This window comes from Novosphingobium sp. BL-S-33, from assembly GCF_056857025.1.
Map to the genome: position 1 here is coordinate 784,350 of NZ_CM166474.1, position 14,850 is coordinate 799,199.

17 protein-coding genes and 1 tRNA gene are annotated in these 14,850 nt (G+C 65.7%); 4 read left to right on the plus strand and 14 right to left on the minus strand.

Annotated features, from left to right (window positions below; all coding sequences use genetic code 11):
* Positions 1-9 precede the first annotated feature (9 nt).
* The 6 genes from AC1VVM_RS03575 to AC1VVM_RS03600 form a co-directional block, all read right to left on the minus strand.
* Positions 10-942 (minus strand): bifunctional riboflavin kinase/FAD synthetase, encoded by a 933-nt coding sequence (locus AC1VVM_RS03575; RefSeq protein WP_482902787.1) that lies wholly within the window; start codon positions 940-942, stop codon positions 10-12.
* 12 nt (positions 943-954) lie between these two features.
* Positions 955-1,437 (minus strand): dihydrofolate reductase, encoded by a 483-nt coding sequence (locus AC1VVM_RS03580; protein WP_482955856.1) that lies wholly within the window; start codon positions 1,435-1,437, stop codon positions 955-957.
* Positions 1,438-1,448: 11 nt separating this feature from the next.
* On the minus strand, positions 1,449-2,513 hold the full coding sequence (locus AC1VVM_RS03585; RefSeq protein WP_482955857.1) for a 5-(carboxyamino)imidazole ribonucleotide synthase: 1,065 nt from the start codon (positions 2,511-2,513) through the stop codon (positions 1,449-1,451).
* Positions 2,514-2,547: 34 nt separating this feature from the next.
* Positions 2,548-3,045 (minus strand): 5-(carboxyamino)imidazole ribonucleotide mutase, encoded by a 498-nt coding sequence (purE, locus tag AC1VVM_RS03590; protein ID WP_482955858.1) that lies wholly within the window; start codon positions 3,043-3,045, stop codon positions 2,548-2,550.
* A 1-nt stretch (position 3,046) separates the two neighbouring features.
* Positions 3,047-3,733 carry a 2,3-diphosphoglycerate-dependent phosphoglycerate mutase gene (gene gpmA, locus AC1VVM_RS03595; RefSeq protein WP_482902790.1) on the minus strand — a complete coding sequence of 229 codons (687 nt, stop codon included), beginning with the start codon at positions 3,731-3,733 and terminating at the stop codon, positions 3,047-3,049.
* Positions 3,734-3,808: 75 nt separating this feature from the next.
* The gene (locus AC1VVM_RS03600) at positions 3,809-4,087 is read right to left on the minus strand and encodes a hypothetical protein (protein WP_482955859.1); all 279 of its coding nucleotides are present in this window, start codon (positions 4,085-4,087) and stop codon (positions 3,809-3,811) included.
* A 70-nt stretch (positions 4,088-4,157) separates the two neighbouring features.
* Between AC1VVM_RS03600 and AC1VVM_RS03605 the strand changes: the two genes are divergently transcribed.
* A tRNA-Thr gene (locus tag AC1VVM_RS03605) sits at positions 4,158-4,232 on the plus strand.
* 146 nt (positions 4,233-4,378) lie between these two features.
* The gene (locus AC1VVM_RS03610) at positions 4,379-5,047 is read left to right on the plus strand and encodes a lytic transglycosylase domain-containing protein (protein ID WP_482902792.1); all 669 of its coding nucleotides are present in this window, start codon (positions 4,379-4,381) and stop codon (positions 5,045-5,047) included.
* A 57-nt stretch (positions 5,048-5,104) separates the two neighbouring features.
* Here the strand turns inward: AC1VVM_RS03610 and AC1VVM_RS03615 are convergent, their stop codons facing one another.
* Positions 5,105-5,986 carry a UTP--glucose-1-phosphate uridylyltransferase gene (locus AC1VVM_RS03615; RefSeq protein WP_132387550.1) on the minus strand — a complete coding sequence of 294 codons (882 nt, stop codon included), beginning with the start codon at positions 5,984-5,986 and terminating at the stop codon, positions 5,105-5,107.
* Between the two features lie 138 nt (positions 5,987-6,124).
* Here AC1VVM_RS03615 and murA point away from each other — a divergent pair, with 138 nt between their 5' ends.
* Both murA and AC1VVM_RS03625 read left to right on the plus strand, forming a co-directional pair.
* Positions 6,125-7,408, plus strand: a complete 1,284-nt coding sequence (gene murA / locus AC1VVM_RS03620) for a UDP-N-acetylglucosamine 1-carboxyvinyltransferase (RefSeq protein WP_482902793.1) — start codon at positions 6,125-6,127, stop codon at positions 7,406-7,408.
* A gap of 114 nt (positions 7,409-7,522) precedes the next feature.
* The gene (locus tag AC1VVM_RS03625) at positions 7,523-7,753 is read left to right on the plus strand and encodes a hypothetical protein (RefSeq protein WP_132387554.1); all 231 of its coding nucleotides are present in this window, start codon (positions 7,523-7,525) and stop codon (positions 7,751-7,753) included.
* Positions 7,754-7,808: 55 nt separating this feature from the next.
* On the opposite strand, the gene AC1VVM_RS03630 is transcribed toward AC1VVM_RS03625, so the two are convergent.
* The 7 genes from AC1VVM_RS03630 to AC1VVM_RS03660 all read right to left on the minus strand — a co-directional run bounded on the left by AC1VVM_RS03630 (position 7,809) and on the right by AC1VVM_RS03660 (position 14,589).
* Entirely contained in the window at positions 7,809-9,221 is a 1,413-nt protein-coding gene (locus AC1VVM_RS03630; protein WP_482955860.1) for a PAS domain-containing protein, read from the minus strand.
* Positions 9,222-9,330: 109 nt separating this feature from the next.
* Positions 9,331-10,632, minus strand: a complete 1,302-nt coding sequence (locus AC1VVM_RS03635; protein WP_482955861.1) for an MFS transporter — start codon at positions 10,630-10,632, stop codon at positions 9,331-9,333.
* A 50-nt stretch (positions 10,633-10,682) separates the two neighbouring features.
* Positions 10,683-11,417, minus strand: coding sequence for a sterol desaturase family protein (locus AC1VVM_RS03640; protein WP_482956327.1), 735 nt, complete (start codon positions 11,415-11,417; stop codon positions 10,683-10,685).
* A 120-nt stretch (positions 11,418-11,537) separates the two neighbouring features.
* Positions 11,538-11,963: a 23S rRNA (pseudouridine(1915)-N(3))-methyltransferase RlmH gene (locus AC1VVM_RS03645; RefSeq protein ID WP_132387560.1), complete on the minus strand. Its 426-nt coding sequence runs from the start codon at positions 11,961-11,963 to the stop codon at positions 11,538-11,540.
* A 129-nt stretch (positions 11,964-12,092) separates the two neighbouring features.
* Positions 12,093-12,491, minus strand: coding sequence for a ribosome silencing factor (rsfS, locus tag AC1VVM_RS03650; RefSeq protein WP_207904688.1), 399 nt, complete (start codon positions 12,489-12,491; stop codon positions 12,093-12,095).
* A 113-nt stretch (positions 12,492-12,604) separates the two neighbouring features.
* A complete protein-coding gene (locus AC1VVM_RS03655; protein WP_482955862.1) occupies positions 12,605-13,336 on the minus strand; it encodes a nicotinate-nucleotide adenylyltransferase in 732 nt (243 codons plus the stop codon).
* Entirely contained in the window at positions 13,300-14,589 is a 1,290-nt protein-coding gene (locus AC1VVM_RS03660; RefSeq protein ID WP_482955863.1) for a glutamate-5-semialdehyde dehydrogenase, read from the minus strand. The genes AC1VVM_RS03655 and AC1VVM_RS03660 overlap by 37 nt, the downstream gene beginning before the upstream one ends.
* Between the last annotated feature and the right edge of the window lie 261 nt (positions 14,590-14,850).

Genomic DNA, 14,850 nt, shown 5'->3' on the forward strand with positions numbered 1-14,850 from the left:
CGGCGAGATTTACACCAGATTGGCGAGCAATTCGCGCGCGCGGTCGCAATCGAGCGCCATCTGGGCCTTCAGGGCGTCGATCGAATCGAACTTCGCCTCGCCCCGCAGATAGTGGTGGAAGGCCACCTCGATTTCCTGATCGTAGAGATCGCCGGAAAAATCGAAGAAATGCGGCTCCAGCAATTCCTTGGGCGGGTCGAACGTCGGGCGAATGCCCATGTTGGCCGCGCCCATGACCACGCGGCCGCCGGGAAGATGGCCGGTCACCGCATAGATGCCGTAGCGCGGGCGCAGATAGTTCGCCATGTCGAGATTAGCGGTGGGGAAGCCGATCACGCGGCCGCGCTTGTCGCCGTGCTGGACGTGCCCACGGATCGCGAAAGGCCGCGTGAGCAGACGCGCAGCCGTCTCGCAATCGCCCGAGGTCAGCGCGTCGCGGATGCGGCTGGAACTGACCGGCTCACCCTGATCGAGCACGGCACCGACCGCGCGCGATTCGATGCCGAATTCGCCGCCCACGTCCCGCAGAACGCCGGGATTGCCGCTGCGCGCCTTGCCGAAAGTGAAATCATCGCCGGTGACGACGCCCGCTACGCCAAGCTGAGCCGACAGGATCTTCTCGATCCACTCGGTGGCGGGCATGCCGGCCATCGCGCCGTCGAAGTGGAACACCAGCATGGCATCCGCCCCGGCCTTGGCGAAGAGTTCCTGCCGCTGGTCCAGCGTGGTCAGGCGGAACGGTTCGGCGTCGGGCTGGAAATGGCGGACGGGATGCGGATCGAACGTGGCGACGATCGCCTTGCGCCCGGTCGTCCGCGCCCAGCGAATCGCCTCGCCGACGACGGCCTGATGGCCGAGGTGGAATCCATCGAAGTTGCCCAGCGCCAGTATGGCGCCGCGCATGGCATCGGGAACGGGTTCACGGTTGTCGAGGCGAATCATGTCGTTTCGGGCCTATAAGTCGCGCACGAGCGTCACGAAAGCATATGCGGGGCGCTCGCCTTCCGCCGCATGGTCCTCGCGGGCGATCTCATGCCATTCGGGACCGGTCTCGGGCATGAAGGTATCGCCTTCATAAGTCCCGTGAATCTCGGTCAGTTCGATACGCGCGGCGAGCCCGGTGAAGAGCCCGTAGATTTCGGCTCCGCCAATGATCGCAACCTCGCCGTCGCCCGCCAGCTTGCGGGCCTGCTCGACACTATGCGCCACTTCGGCACCTTCCGCCTGCCACGATTCGTCGCGGGTGAGCACGATGTGCCGGCGGCCGGGAAGCGGCGCGGGAAAGCTTTCGAACGTCTTGCGCCCCATGATCATGGGCTTTCCCATGGTGAGCGCCTTGAACCGCTTGAGATCGGCCGGAAGCCGCCAGGGCAAAGCCCCGTCGCGGCCGATCACGCCGTTGGCGGCGCGGGCATAGATGAGGAAAAGATCCTGCACCCGGCTGCCGGTCAGTCCTGCCCGAAGACGAGGCGCGTCACGTGCCCCATCTTGCGGCCGGGGCGGGCCGCCGCCTTGCCGTAGAGGTGCAGGTGGTTGGCGGGATCGGCAAGGATCATCGGCCAGTCATGCGCCTCGTCACCGATCAGGTTGCGCATTTCCACCTTGTTCGCGGCGAGCCCGGTTCCACCCAGCGGCAGCCCGCAGATTGCGCGCACATGGTTCTCGAACTGCGAGGTGACCGCGCCTTCGATGGTCCAGTGCCCGGAATTGTGCACGCGCGGCGCCATCTCGTTGAACACGGGTCCGTTTTCGGTCGCGAAGAATTCGAGCGTGAGCACGCCGACATAATCGAGCGCTTCGGCCACTTTCGCGGCAAGCGCGCGGGCAGCGGAAAGCTGTTCGAGAATCCCGGACGATGCCGGAACCGTGCTGAGCGCGAGAATCCCGCTCTCGTGGACGTTCTCGGCCGAATCGAAGTAGCGGATATCGCCGTCGGCGCCCCGGCACAGGATCACCGAGAATTCGGCGAAGAAAGTGACGAAGCCTTCGTAGATCAGCGGCTGGGCCGGAAGGTCGAGCCCTTCGGCGTCCGCCGGCGTCATGATCCGCCACTGGCCCTTGCCGTCATAGCCGTCGCGCCGGGTCTTGAGGATGCCGGGCGTACCGATCTCCGCGATGGCTGCTGCCAGATCCTCGGCCGAATCGACCGGGAAAAACGGCGCAGGGGTGCCGCCCAGTTCGGTGACGAAGCGCTTTTCGTTCAGCCTGTCCTGCGCAGTTTCGAGCGCGCGGGCATGGGCCAGCAGCGGCACATCGCCCAGCGCCGCCAGCGGGGCGACAGGCACGTTTTCGAACTCGTAGGTCACGACGGCGCAGTCCGCCCCGAACTTCGCCATCGCCTCGGCATCGTCCCAGGCGGCGCAGGTGAAGGCGGCGCTCACTTCGGCGGCGATCGAATCGGACTCCGGCGCGTAGATGTGGCAGCGGTAGCCGAGCTGCGCGGCGGCCATCGCGATCATTCGGCCGAGCTGGCCGCCGCCGAGAATGCCGATGGTTTCGCCGGGGGGTATCATTACGCCGTTACTCGATATGTCAGGAGGGAAAGGGTCAGGACGGGCGGACAGCCACGCTTTCGGTCTGCGCGTCGCGGAAAGCCTTGAGCCGTTCGGCCAGCGCCGCATCGGTGATAGCCAGAATCGCGGCGGCGAGCAGGCCCGCATTGGCCGCGCCCGCCTCACCGATGGCCAGCGTGCCGACCGGGATACCGGCCGGCATCTGGACGATCGAGAGCAGGCTGTCCTGCCCCGAAAGCGCCTTCGACTGCACTGGCACGCCCAGCACCGGCAGGTGCGTGAGCGCGGCAACCATGCCCGGCAGATGCGCAGCACCGCCGGCACCGGCGATCACGACCTTGAAGCCTTCATCGGCCGCGCCCTTGGCGAAGTCCACCATGCGCTCAGGCGTACGGTGCGCCGAAACAATGCGCGCGTCATAGGCAATGCCGAGCTTGTCGAGCATCTCGGCGGCCTTGCCCATGGTCGGCCAGTCGGACTGGCTGCCCATGATGATCGCGACCGGCGGAGTGCCCGTTTCCGAAGCGGCCATCTCAGCGCTCCGAGAGATAGTAGCGGTCGAGCACCGTCAGATCGTCAGCCAGTTCGTAAACGATTGGCTGGCCGGTCGGGATCTCCAGACCGGTGATCTCGTCGTCCGAGATGTTCGAGAGGTGCTTCACCAGCGCGCGCAGCGAATTACCATGTGCTGAGACGAGCACGTCGGCGCCCGCCTTCAGGTGCGGCACGATCGATCCCTGATAGTAGGGCAGGACGCGCGCGATGGTGTCCTTGAGGCTTTCGGTCTGCGGCACGTCGATCCCGGCGTAGCGCGGATCGGTGGAGAGATCGAACTCGCTGCCCTTCTCCAGCACCGGCGGCGGCGTGTCGAAGCTGCGGCGCCAGATCTTCACCTGATCCTCGCCATGCTTGGCAGCGGTCTCCGCCTTGTTGAGGCCGGTGAGCCCGCCATAGTGACGCTCGTTGAGGCGCCAGTCCTTGGTTTCCGGGATCCACAGCAGGCCGGCAGCTTCCAGCGCGAAGTGCAGCGTGCGGATCGCGCGCGTTTGCAGCGAGGTGAAGGCGACGGTGGGCGCGATGCCCTTTTCCTTGAGAAGCGCACCGGCGGCGCGGGCCTCTTCCTCACCCTTTTCGGTAAGGTCCACGTCCCACCAGCCGGTGAAACGGTTTTCGAGGTTCCATTGGCTCTGGCCGTGGCGGACGAGAATCAGGCGAGGCAAGGCATCACTCCGAGGTCTGGTCGGCGCCCGGGGGAACGCCGGAAGGCAGGCGGACGTTATCTCCGCGCGCAGCCCCTAGCTTTCCGGGGACGATTTGGAAAGCCTGTCCGATTCGCAATCGTCGCCGATCGCGCGGTCGGCGCGCAGGTGAGTCTCGGCATCTTCGCTATCGACAGTCAGGGCCCGCGCCTGCGCCTTGCGGCGATGCAGATTTTCACGCAGCTTTGCCGCAAGCCTTTCCTCGCGGGTTTTCGCCGATTGTGCGTCTTTGGGCCGGCCGTTCATGCCGTTTTCAATGGCCTTGCGAAAAAGAATGCGCAAGCACCGCTTGACAATTGTCCCGCCCCCAGACATTAGCGCGCCCCTGCCCCGGGTCGCCGGCGGCAGGCGCTGAAGCGCTGGCCGAAAGGCCTTCGGATCAGGCGCTGCTGTAGCTCAGTGGTAGAGCGCGTCATTGGTAATGACGAGGTCGGGAGTTCAATCCTCCCCAGCAGCACCATTCCTTCCCTTTTACATTTTTGGAATCGGTGTCCGCCACGCGGTGGGCGATTCGCGCTGCGTCGGCACTTCACCGGGCGCGGCGATGCTTGAGCCTTGCCCATAGTCCGGGGTAAAGACGCCGCGATGGTGAGGGAATCGAATCGGATGGACCGGGCTCCGGCCCCTGCTTCGGCGGCCGGTATGCTGGCGGCGCTGATTCTCGCCGCCGTGCCGGGGATGGCCAAGGCCGATGTGCTCGAAATCGGCAAGGGCGGCACCTATCAATGGGTTGCCGGAGGGCCCGCGCGGGCCGCCATTGATCCCCTGACTCCGAATTCCGATGGCACGGGCACGGCCGAATTCACCGACAGTGCCGCGCCTCCTCCCGAAGTCGAAGCCGCCGCGCTTGCGCCGCAATCGATCACCGATGCGCTCGATGCCGCCGGTCCCACGCGCTGGCGTGCCCGCATCGCCCAGCTCGCCGCCAAGTACGACATCAGCCCGACTCTGCTGGAAGCGGTGGTCTGGCAGGAAAGCCGGTGGAATGAACTTGCCGTCTCGCCCGTAGGCGCGCGCGGCCTTACCCAGCTGATGCCCGGCACGGCCGCACAGATGGGCGTGAATGCGGGCGACCCCATGGCCAACCTCGAAGGCGGCGCGCGCTATTTGCGCATGCAGCTAGACGCCTTTGGCGGCGATATCGAAAAGGCGCTGGCCGCCTACAATGCCGGCCCCGGCCGCGTCGCCAAGGCTGGCGGAGTCCCCAATATTCGCGAAACCCGCGCGTATGTCGCAGCGATCATGGCGCGCCTCACGGATCCGGTGCGCCAATAAACGAGCCGCATCCGGGGACCTGTTGGTCCCGGACACGATTCCTGAAGCGCTTTGACGTCAATCCAGCAGGCGCTTTGCGATTCGGCGCACTTCCTCGCCCATGTCGGCACGGTCGAGCGCGATGGCGAGTGTCGCCTCGACGAAGCCCACTTTCGAACCGCAATCGAAGCGCTGGCCTGCAAAAGTCACCGCGTGGAACGGCTGCTGGCCGATAAGCTTGGCCATCGAATCGGTGAGCTGAATCTCGCCCCCCGCGCCCTTGCCCTGGTTGGCGAGCAGATCCATCACTTCGGGCTGTAGGATATAGCGCCCCGAAACGATCTTGTTCGACGGCGCGTCCTCGACCTTCGGCTTTTCGACCAGGCCCTTCACTTCGGTAAGATTGCCTCGCGATTCGCCCGGCGCGATCACGCCGTAGCTGGAGACTTCCTCGCGCGGCACTTCCAGCACCGAGACGAGGTTGCCGCCCACTTCATTGTAGGCCTCCACCATCTGCGCCATGCAGCCCGGCGAACCATACATCAGCTCGTCCGGCAGGAAGATCGCGAAAGGTTCGTCGCCCGTCACGGCACGCGCGCACCACACCGCATGGCCGAGCCCGAGCGGCACCTGCTGGCGCACGGTCACGAGATTGCCCGGCTGGATACGGGTGGGATCAAGCGCGTCGAGCGACTTGCCCCGCGCGCTCATCGTCGCTTCCAGTTCGTAGGCCGTGTCGAAATGCTCGACGATCGCGGTCTTGCCGCGGCCAGTGACGAAGATGAATTCCTCGATCCCCGCCTCCCGCGCTTCGTCCACCGCGTACTGGATCAGCGGCCGGTCGACGACCGGCAGAAGTTCCTTGGGGATGGCTTTGGTTGCGGGGAGAAATCGAGTGCCCAGGCCGGCAACGGGAAAGACGGCCTTGCGAACGGGCTTTTTGAACTGTTCTGCCGACATAGCCGAAAGTCTGGCTCCTTGATGTTTCGATGCGATTAAAGACACTTCGCAGACGCAGCGCAACTGTCCATCGCCGATCTGCTCCGGAACTGCCGAGGTGTGCTTGCTGCGGGCCCAAATCCCGCTAAAGGACGGGAAATGGACAAGATCATCATCGAAGGCGGCAAGCGCCTTTCCGGCACGATTCCTGTTTCGGGCGCGAAGAACGCGGCGCTGACCCTGCTGCCCTGCGCCCTGCTGACCGAAGAACCGCTGACGCTGCGCAATCTGCCGCGTCTGGCGGACATCGACGGGTTCCAGCACCTGATGAACCAATTCGGCATCTCGACGATGATCGCCGGCAACCGCCCGGAAGATTTCGGCCGCGTGATGACGCTTCAGGCGACGCGCATCACCAGCTCGGTCGCGCCTTACGACCTCGTGCGCAAGATGCGCGCCTCGATCCTCGTGCTCGGCCCGATGCTGGCGCGCATGGGTGAGGCCACCGTCTCGCTGCCCGGCGGCTGCGCCATCGGCAATCGCCCGATCGACCTGCACCTGAAAGCGCTCGAAGCGCTTGGCGCCCAGATCGAGATGGCGGCGGGCTACGTCCGCGCCGTTGCACCCGATGGTGGCTTGCCCGGCGGGCGCTATTCCTTCCCGGTGGTCTCGGTCGGCGCGACCGAGAACGCGCTGATGGCCGCCGTGCTCTGCACCGGCACCTCGACGCTCCATAATGCCGCGCGCGAGCCGGAAATCGTCGACTTGTGCAACCTGCTCGTCGCGATGGGCGCGCAGATCGAGGGCATCGGCACTTCCGACCTCACCATCCACGGCGTGAAGCGCCTCCACGGCGCGACCTACATGGTCATGCCCGATCGTATCGAAGCGGGCTCCTATGCCTGCGCGGCCGCGATCACCGGCGGTGAAGTCACGCTCAAGGGCGCCAAGATCGAGGACATGGAAGCGACCGTGCAGGCCCTGCGCGACGCCGGCGTCCATGTCGAGCAGACTGCAGGAGGCCTCCACGTCGCCGCCGATGGTCCGTTGAAGCCCGTCACCCTCTCGACCGCGCCCTACCCCGGTTTCGCCACCGACATGCAGGCCCAGCTCATGGCCCTGCTGTGCCGCGCCGAGGGCTCCAGCGTGCTGACCGAAACGATCTTCGAGAACCGCTACATGCACGTTCCCGAACTGAATCGCATGAGCGCACATATCGAGACCAAGGGCCGCACCGCGATCGTCCACGGCGTGCCGAAGCTGACGGGTGCCGAAGTCATGGCGACCGACTTGCGCGCTTCGATGAGCCTGGTGATCGCCGGCCTCGCGGCCGAGGGCGAGACGCAAGTCCACCGGCTCTATCACCTCGATCGCGGTTATGAGCGGCTTGAGGAAAAGCTCGCTCTGGTCGGCGCGCAGATCGAACGGATCGGCGGCGACTGAGGCAACCGCGCCCAGCGTCCTGCGTTGCTTCACGTGGAACACCCCCGGAATGGCAATTCCATGCTGACACCGGGGGCCTGGTGGGGACACGTCCCCCAAAGAGGAGCAGGACCGATGGGACTGATCAAGTTGGCCGTCGCCGGTGCCGCCGGCTACGCGCTCTATAAGTACGCAACCCGGGACCAGGAAGAACCGCTGGCGGCCACCGCCGGCAACGGAACCGCGTGCCCGCCGGTACGCGATGCGGGCCCTGAAAACATGACAACCAAGCCGAAGAAGTGGTCGAAGACCGACGAAGCGATCGACGAGAGCTTCCCCGCCAGCGATCCGCCTTCCACCTATTAAAACTCTCCACATGCAAAAGGGCGGCAACCTCGCAGTTGCCGCTCTTTTTGCATGTTCATTCCAGCAGACGGCGCGCGGCGCGGTCCAGCAACGTCTCATCGTCGCTGACTTCGCCCAGGAGCACCACCTCGCCACGTTCGTCGCGGCGAGCAATGAGGATGGTGAATTCGCTGTCCTTGCCCACTTCGCTCAGCGCCTTGGGCGATAGCGCGCGCAGGCCGCGCACCATGCGATCATGGCGCGTCTCGCCCTTTGCAGCACGGTCGCTCTCCTCGCGGCGCAGGCGGCGTTCGTCTCGGACGACGGCCTTGATGCCGCCCGGTTGCGCGGCCAGGAACGGCGTCAGATCGCCCCGTCCGAGCCCCAGCCGCTGCGCATGGGCAATGACTCCGGCAAATTCGGTCAGGCGCGTCTTGTCATAGTCGGCGCCGAACACGAGCTTCATGAGCGGCACCAGCGGCGCACGGTCCTGCACCTTGAGGCCCGCATCTTCCAGCAATTCGGCAAGTTCATCGGGCGCGTCAGAGGCCGCCAGCACGAAGTCGTAGGCGCGGCCGATCGCCGCATAGAGCGCCTGACGAGAGCGATCCTCGGCCCCCACCGCCGCCTGCGCCAGTTCGCGCGCGGAGGCCAGCCAATCGGCCAGTTCCATGTCGGCGGTGAGTTCGAGGATATCCAGTTCGCCGGTTTCATCGAGCATGCCCGGTTCGCCGAGCATAAACGTGTCATCGAGCACGAACTCGCCATCGCCCGAGCCGCCGAAAGCCTCACCCTCGCCGAAAGCCACATCGGGCAGGGCCCCGCCCGCACCCGCGATTTCGGCCGGGCCATCGGCCCAGCCGCCGAGCGGCAGCGGCTCGCGCGGGAGCGGCGAACGTGCGACGAGCATATCGTCCACCTGCCGCATCAGCGCGTCGGTGCTCGCCTGATCGGCGATCTCCTTCCAGTTGATGACTCCGTAGATCCACTCGATCCGCGAAGGATCCCGCGCGAAAGGCAGCAGGATGCCGCGATAGAGCACTGTCGCCCCGCGCAGATTGACGAATTCCGCCTCGAATCCGATCGGCGCCTCGTTGGCGAGAATCTGCATGTAATGGTCGGTAATGCGCGAGAGCAGCGAGCGACTGGGCACTTGCCCCAGACTGCCGATTTCACGCTGTGCGCCGCATTCTTCGGCCAGCGCGGCGCCGAGCCATGCGATCCGGGGATCGTCGATCCCGCCGGAAAAGTCGAGCAGGACGCCGTGGGGGCCGAAATCGGGATGTTCGTCCGGCCTCAGGTCGGCAATGTCGGGGAACTGGCGGTCCCCCAGCAGGCTGGCCCAGAAGTTATAGGCGCGCACCTGCATGCGCCGTTCGTCGCCCATGGCGAAAGACGAGCGGATCTCATGCCCGCCGATGCTGTCGTCCGAATCATAGCCACTATCCGGCCCATCCCGGGTGGTGAACTCGCCGCGCAACGTATCCATCGTCGGAAAACCCCATTTCAGTGGCTCCGATTGTGATCCATCGTGGTGAATCATTCTTTAAAGCGCGGCAGGAAATGCCGCGTAGCAATGCCCTGTCTCGCGAACCCCGTCAGCGCGGGCGCAGCACGCCCTCTCCCGGGCGCGGCATCGGCGCGATGAATCGCAGCACGATGAAGGATACGAAAAGCAGCACCGCCCCGCCGTGCAGCGCGAACGGCAGCCCCTTCCAGTCCGCCAGCGTGCCCCATGTTCCGGCCCCCATCGCCATGCCGCCGAACGTCACCGCCTGATAGATCGACAGGCAGCGGCCCAGCACTTCGTCGGGCGAGCGCATCTGCACGGCGGTGTTGATCGTGGTGAGAATCAGCACCCAGCTCACCCCTGCCAGGAAAGCGCTGGGCATGACCGCCACCAGCGTATGCCCCGCCGCAGCAATCAGCAGCGCCACGATATAGAGCGACGCCCCCAGTGCGAGAATGCCCTCCAGCCCCAGCCGGCGGCGAATCGGGCCGATCGACGGCGCCGCCAGTATCGAGCCGATGCCGAACAGGCCGAGCATGATTCCATAATCGACCTCGCTACCGTGGATCGAGGTGTTCACAACCCCCGGAAGCAGCGACTGGAAAGTCGCAAGGCAAAAGCCCAACCCGAAGCCGCGAATCAGGATCCGTCGCAGCGGCACCGACCGTGCGCAGAAGGCTATCCCGGCGCCGACGGCGGGCAGGATCGGGCGGGCATTGATGGTTCGCGCCTCGGGCCGCCACCAGAGCAACACGATGATCAGGCCGATGTAGCTCACCGCATTGATCGCGAATGCGAAAGCCGGATTCCAGATCGAGATCAGTAGCCCGCCCAGCGCCGGGCCGACCGAGCGCGCGATGTTGAACGAGATCGAATTGAGCGCGATCGCCTGCGGCAATTGCTCGGGATCGACCTGCTGCCGCACCGAGGCCTGCCACGCGGGCGAATTGAGCGCTGTGCCGGTCCCCACGCCGAACGTGAAGCTCAGCAGCAGGTATGGCGTCATCCACCCGGCATAAGTCAGCACCGCCAGCAGCGCCGAGACCACCAGCATGCCCACTTGCGAGATGAGCATGACCATGCGGCGGTCGTAATTGTCGGCGATAGCACCGGCGAAGACGCCCAGAAACATGATGGGCACAGTTGCCGAGGCCTGCACCAGCGCGACGAGCTTGTGCGACGTGGTCAGCTCGGTCATCAGCCAGGCCGCCCCCACGCTCTGAAGGGTCGAGCCGAGGTTCGAGAACAAGTTGGCGATCCAGATCGCGCGGAATACCGGATAGCGGAACGGCGAGAATGTCCCGTGCGCGGGGCGCGGGACCAGCCCCGAGGTCGCCGCGTCGACGACGTCTTCGATCAGCTCCTCGACGATATCCTGCTGCTTGGTCACCCTACCGCGTTAAGCCGCAAGCGCCTGATCGGCAACCGCCCGGCCTGCTTTCACGGCGTGGCGATGCCGCGATCCGTGCCGCAGAGGTGATCCCAGAAGCGGAAATAGAGTCCGTAGTTGCAGCGATAATGCTCGTGGTGGCGATGATGGTGGCTCGCGGTGATCAGCCAGTGCCCCAGCCGCGAGGTAACCAGCCGGCGCGGGAACATTTCCCAGCCCATGTGATTGGCGATTCCCATCACCGTCATGATCGTCAGCACCAGCCCCAGCATGCCGACGTGAATCGGCACCACGAAGACCAGTGCCGGGATGACTACCGCACCGGTCACCGCTTCCAGCGGATGGAAGCTCATCGCCGCCCATGCCGTCGGCGGGCGGCTTGCATGGTGGACGGCATGCATCAGCCGAAACACGCGCGGGCGGTGCATCCAGCGGTGAGTCCAGTAAAACCAGGTGTCGTGGAGGAAGAGGTAGACGAGCAGTGAAAGCGGCATCCACCAAAGCGGAAAGGCGCGCGGATCGGTGTAGATCCGGGTCCAGCCGTGTGCCTGCCAGCCCCAGGCGGCCACGCCCGCCGGGATTCCGTAGATCGCGCTCGACAGCAGCGACCAGCGGATCTCGGCGCGAACCTGCCCCTGCATGCCCGAGTAGAGTCCGGGCCGCACCCGCGCGGTGATCCACGCGAAGAGTCCCGAAGTGCCGAGATAGCGCAGGCCGACGATCGTCGTCATGCTGACGGCGGACATGCAGAGCGCCCAAAGGCCGGGACCGGAAATCGCAGGCATCATGGGCTTATGCGCTGTCAGATCGATCGTGGCCAGCACGCAACCGAAGCTCCTCCCCTACAAGGGGAGGTGGCAGCGCGAAGCGCTGACGGAGGGGTGTCACCGCTGGAGACAACCCCCTCACCCGGACCGATGGTATGGATGCCCCGCCAGAATGGCGGTCGCCCGCCACAACTGCTCGGCCAGCATCGCGCGGGCCAGCAGATGCGGCCAGGTCATCCGGCCGAAGCAGAGAAGATGGTCGGCCCGGGCGCGGGCCTCGTCGCCGTGGCCGTCCGCCGCGCCGATCAGGAAGCGGCACTCGCGCACGCCCTCATCGCGCCAGCGGCCCAGAAGTTCGGCGAATTCCTCGGAACTCATCACCTTGCCGCGTTCGTCCAGCAGGACTTCGCGGAAAGGCGTAAGCGAGGGCGGCGGCACTTTGCCGCCGGTATCGGGCAGTTCGGTGTGCCTGAAAGGCCATGTGAGGCGCTTGGCATAGCGGTCAAGCAGCTCGGCCTCAGGCGAGCGGGCGATCTTGCCGCGGGCGATGATGTGGAGAAGCATTCCTCCAGCATCGTCCCCCGGTGCGGAGCGCGCAACCCCCGGTGGCGCATGGAGATGCGCCATCTTGCCGTTTCAGGGCCCGGCCACGCGTCGCGGCCGGGCTTACCCCCATCAGACCCTGTCTAAACCTCAGGCGGCGCCGGAAGGACCGTCAAAGCCCCACATGCGTTCGAGGTTATAGAAGCTGCGCACTTCCGGCCGGAACAGGTGAATGACAACGCTGCCGGCGTCCACCAGCACCCAGTCCGCCGCGGGCAGACCTTCGATGCGGGCATGACCGAAGCCGCCCTGTTTGAGTCGTTCGCCGAGTTTCTGTGCCATCGCCGCCACCTGGCGGGTCGAACGGCCCGAAGCGATCACCATGAAATCGGCGATGCTCGACTTGCCTTCGAGGTCGATGGTGACAAGGTCCTGCGCCTGATCGTCGTCAAGGCTTTGCAGGACGAGGGCCAATTGCGGGTCGTCGGACTCGACAATGGCCGGGGGCTTGGCGCCGGTTTCGGCCGGCTGTATCTGTGCCTGTGGCATCTAGTGGGGTACTGCTCCTTTCTCACGACCGTCAGGGCAGGATCCGGGGATCCTGCCACCTTCGATCTCACTTTCGATATGCGGACGTGCGAAAGAAAGGCAAAATGCCCCACTCACGCTGCATGTCCGGGGATACGGTGGTGCGTGACACCATCCCGAAGGAAGCCGGCGCGCGAAAGTCTTTCCATGGACTTTCGGTCCCACTCCGGATCGGCCTGGCGGATCGCCGTGGCCGACCGCTCATCGGGGTCGAATCGCAATGTCACCAGCGCGGGTGCGCTCCACCTTTCCGGACTGCGAAGACTGTGCTGGGGCCTCCGGAATCTCCCCAACCAGGCCATCGCGGGGCTCGCGAAGGCAGAGCCATCATACCCCGGACGGGCAATTACCGCAATCGGCATGAGTCTCGCGATGGCGCGCCAGTCTTTCCACTGGTGGAACTGGGCCAGATTATCGGCCCCCATCAGCCACACGAAGCGCCGCCGGGGGTACTTCCGCAGGAGCCCGCGCAGGCTGTCGACCGTGTAGCGGGTGCCCAGTTCGCGCTCGATCGCGGTCGCCCGGATTCGCGTCCGGCGCGCCTGCTTCGCTGCCGAGGCGACGCGGGCGGCAAGAGGTGCCATGCCGGCCTTGGGCTTGAGCGGATTGCCGGGAGAGACCAGCCACCAGACCTCGTCGAGCCCCAGCGCTTCGGCTGCAAAAAGGCTGATCCGCCGGTGCCCGCCATGCGCCGGATTGAAGCTGCCGCCCAGCAGCCCGGTAACGGGGCCGACGCGCCGATCAGACGCCTCGGTCGAGAAAATGCTGCTCAGGGCCGGGCCTGCCCGGTGCCGCGCACGACCCACTTGTATGTCGTCAGCCCTTCAAGCGCGACCGGCCCGCGTGCGTGAAGACGGCCGGTGGCAATGCCGATCTCGGCGCCGAGCCCGAATTCGCCGCCATCGGCAAACTGGCTCGATGCATTGACCATGACGATGGCGCTGTCCACTTCGGCCAGGAAGCGCTCCGCTGCCGCAGCATCCTCGGTGACGATCACGTCGGTATGGTGCGACGAATGCGCGGCAATATGATCGAGCGCGGCATCGAGGCCGTCCACTACCGCGACCGACAGCACGGCATCGAGGTACTCGGTATCCCAATCCTCGTCGCTCGCGGGGAGAATGCGCGGATCGAGTGCCTGCGCACGGGCATCGCCGCGCAATTCGCAGCCGGCATCTAGCAGCGTGCGCACGACTTCGCCCGAGGCAGAGAACTGCGTATCGAGCAGCAGCGTCTCCATCGCGCCGCAAATGCCGCTGCGGCGCATCTTGGCATTGAGCGCAAGGCCCACCGCCATCTCCGGATCGGCGGCGGCGTGGATATAAGTGTGGCAGATGCCGTCGAGGTGCGCGAGCACCGGCACCCGCGCATCGGCCTGAACGCGCGCGACAAGGCTCTTGCCGCCGCGGGGCACGATCATGTCGATCAGCCCGGCTGCCGTCAGCATGGCGCCGACCGCCGCGCGGTCCTGCGTGGGTATGAGTTGGATCGCCGCCTCGGGCATACCCGCCGCGACAAGGCCTGACGTCATGGCGTCAAGGATCGCCCGGTTCGAATGCAGCGCTTCGGTGCCGCCGCGCAGCAGCGCCGCATTGCCCGAACGCAGGCAGAGCGCGGCCGCATCGGCAGTGACGTTGGGACGGCTTTCGTAAATGATGCCGATCAGCCCGATCGGAATGCGCACGCGCGAAAGCTGGAGGCCGTTGGGCCGCTCGCTCGTCGAGATCACTTCGCCAACCGGATCGGCGAGCCCCGCCACTTGCTCCACGGCATCGGCGATACCGGCGAGCCTTGCAGAATCGAGGCGCAGGCGGTCGAGCATCGCGCCAGTCAGGCCCTTGGCCTCCCCGGCCGCCACATCGATCGCATTGGCGGCGAGAATCGCTGGCGCGGCGCCGCGCAGCGCGGCAGCGGCGGCGCGCAGGGCGTCTGCCTTCTGCGCATCGCTCATCTTCGCAAGGTCGCGCTGGGCGGCGCGGCCTGCGTGGGCCAACCGGGCGACAAGCGCCTCGGGAGCCTCGACAACCTCTTGGGCGGCAAGCGTGGTCTGCTCGGTCATAGAGGCGGCCTAGCACCGTTGCGCGAACCTGTCACCGATGCGGCCGACCGATGCATGTCATGCAATCGTCGCCTGTCAGTCATCCACAGGGAATTTTTGCGAATCTCTGGTAATTTTGCACGAATTCAACAGGATAGAGCCGCGAATCGAGGTTAATTCTGGAAAACGGTTTGCCGCAAATGCGCAACCGTTCCCTCAATTCATCGCAACCGGGGTCCGTCTCATCCCGTTTTTGCAACCATTCGGGGCGAGTCGATTCGC

What these genes read in the sequence shown, in the direction of transcription:
- AC1VVM_RS03575 (WP_482902787.1), bottom strand. Translation starts at nt 942, where the DNA reads ATGATTCGCCTCGACAACCGTGAACCCGTTCCCGATGCCATGCGCGGC.
- AC1VVM_RS03585 (WP_482955857.1), bottom strand. Translation starts at nt 2,513, where the DNA reads ATGATACCCCCCGGCGAAACCATCGGCATTCTCGGCGGCGGCCAGCTC.
- purE (WP_482955858.1), bottom strand. Translation starts at nt 3,045, where the DNA reads ATGGCCGCTTCGGAAACGGGCACTCCGCCGGTCGCGATCATCATGGGC.
- AC1VVM_RS03600 (WP_482955859.1), bottom strand. Translation starts at nt 4,087, where the DNA reads ATGTCTGGGGGCGGGACAATTGTCAAGCGGTGCTTGCGCATTCTTTTT.
- AC1VVM_RS03610 (WP_482902792.1), top strand. Translation starts at nt 4,379, where the DNA reads ATGGACCGGGCTCCGGCCCCTGCTTCGGCGGCCGGTATGCTGGCGGCG.
- AC1VVM_RS03615 (WP_132387550.1), bottom strand. Translation starts at nt 5,986, where the DNA reads ATGTCGGCAGAACAGTTCAAAAAGCCCGTTCGCAAGGCCGTCTTTCCC.
- murA (WP_482902793.1), top strand. Translation starts at nt 6,125, where the DNA reads ATGGACAAGATCATCATCGAAGGCGGCAAGCGCCTTTCCGGCACGATT.
- AC1VVM_RS03625 (WP_132387554.1), top strand. Translation starts at nt 7,523, where the DNA reads ATGGGACTGATCAAGTTGGCCGTCGCCGGTGCCGCCGGCTACGCGCTC.
- AC1VVM_RS03630 (WP_482955860.1), bottom strand. Translation starts at nt 9,221, where the DNA reads ATGGATACGTTGCGCGGCGAGTTCACCACCCGGGATGGGCCGGATAGT.
- AC1VVM_RS03640 (WP_482956327.1), bottom strand. Translation starts at nt 11,417, where the DNA reads ATGCCTGCGATTTCCGGTCCCGGCCTTTGGGCGCTCTGCATGTCCGCC.
- AC1VVM_RS03645 (WP_132387560.1), bottom strand. Translation starts at nt 11,963, where the DNA reads ATGCTTCTCCACATCATCGCCCGCGGCAAGATCGCCCGCTCGCCTGAG.
- rsfS (WP_207904688.1), bottom strand. Translation starts at nt 12,491, where the DNA reads ATGCCACAGGCACAGATACAGCCGGCCGAAACCGGCGCCAAGCCCCCG.
- AC1VVM_RS03660 (WP_482955863.1), bottom strand. Translation starts at nt 14,589, where the DNA reads ATGACCGAGCAGACCACGCTTGCCGCCCAAGAGGTTGTCGAGGCTCCC.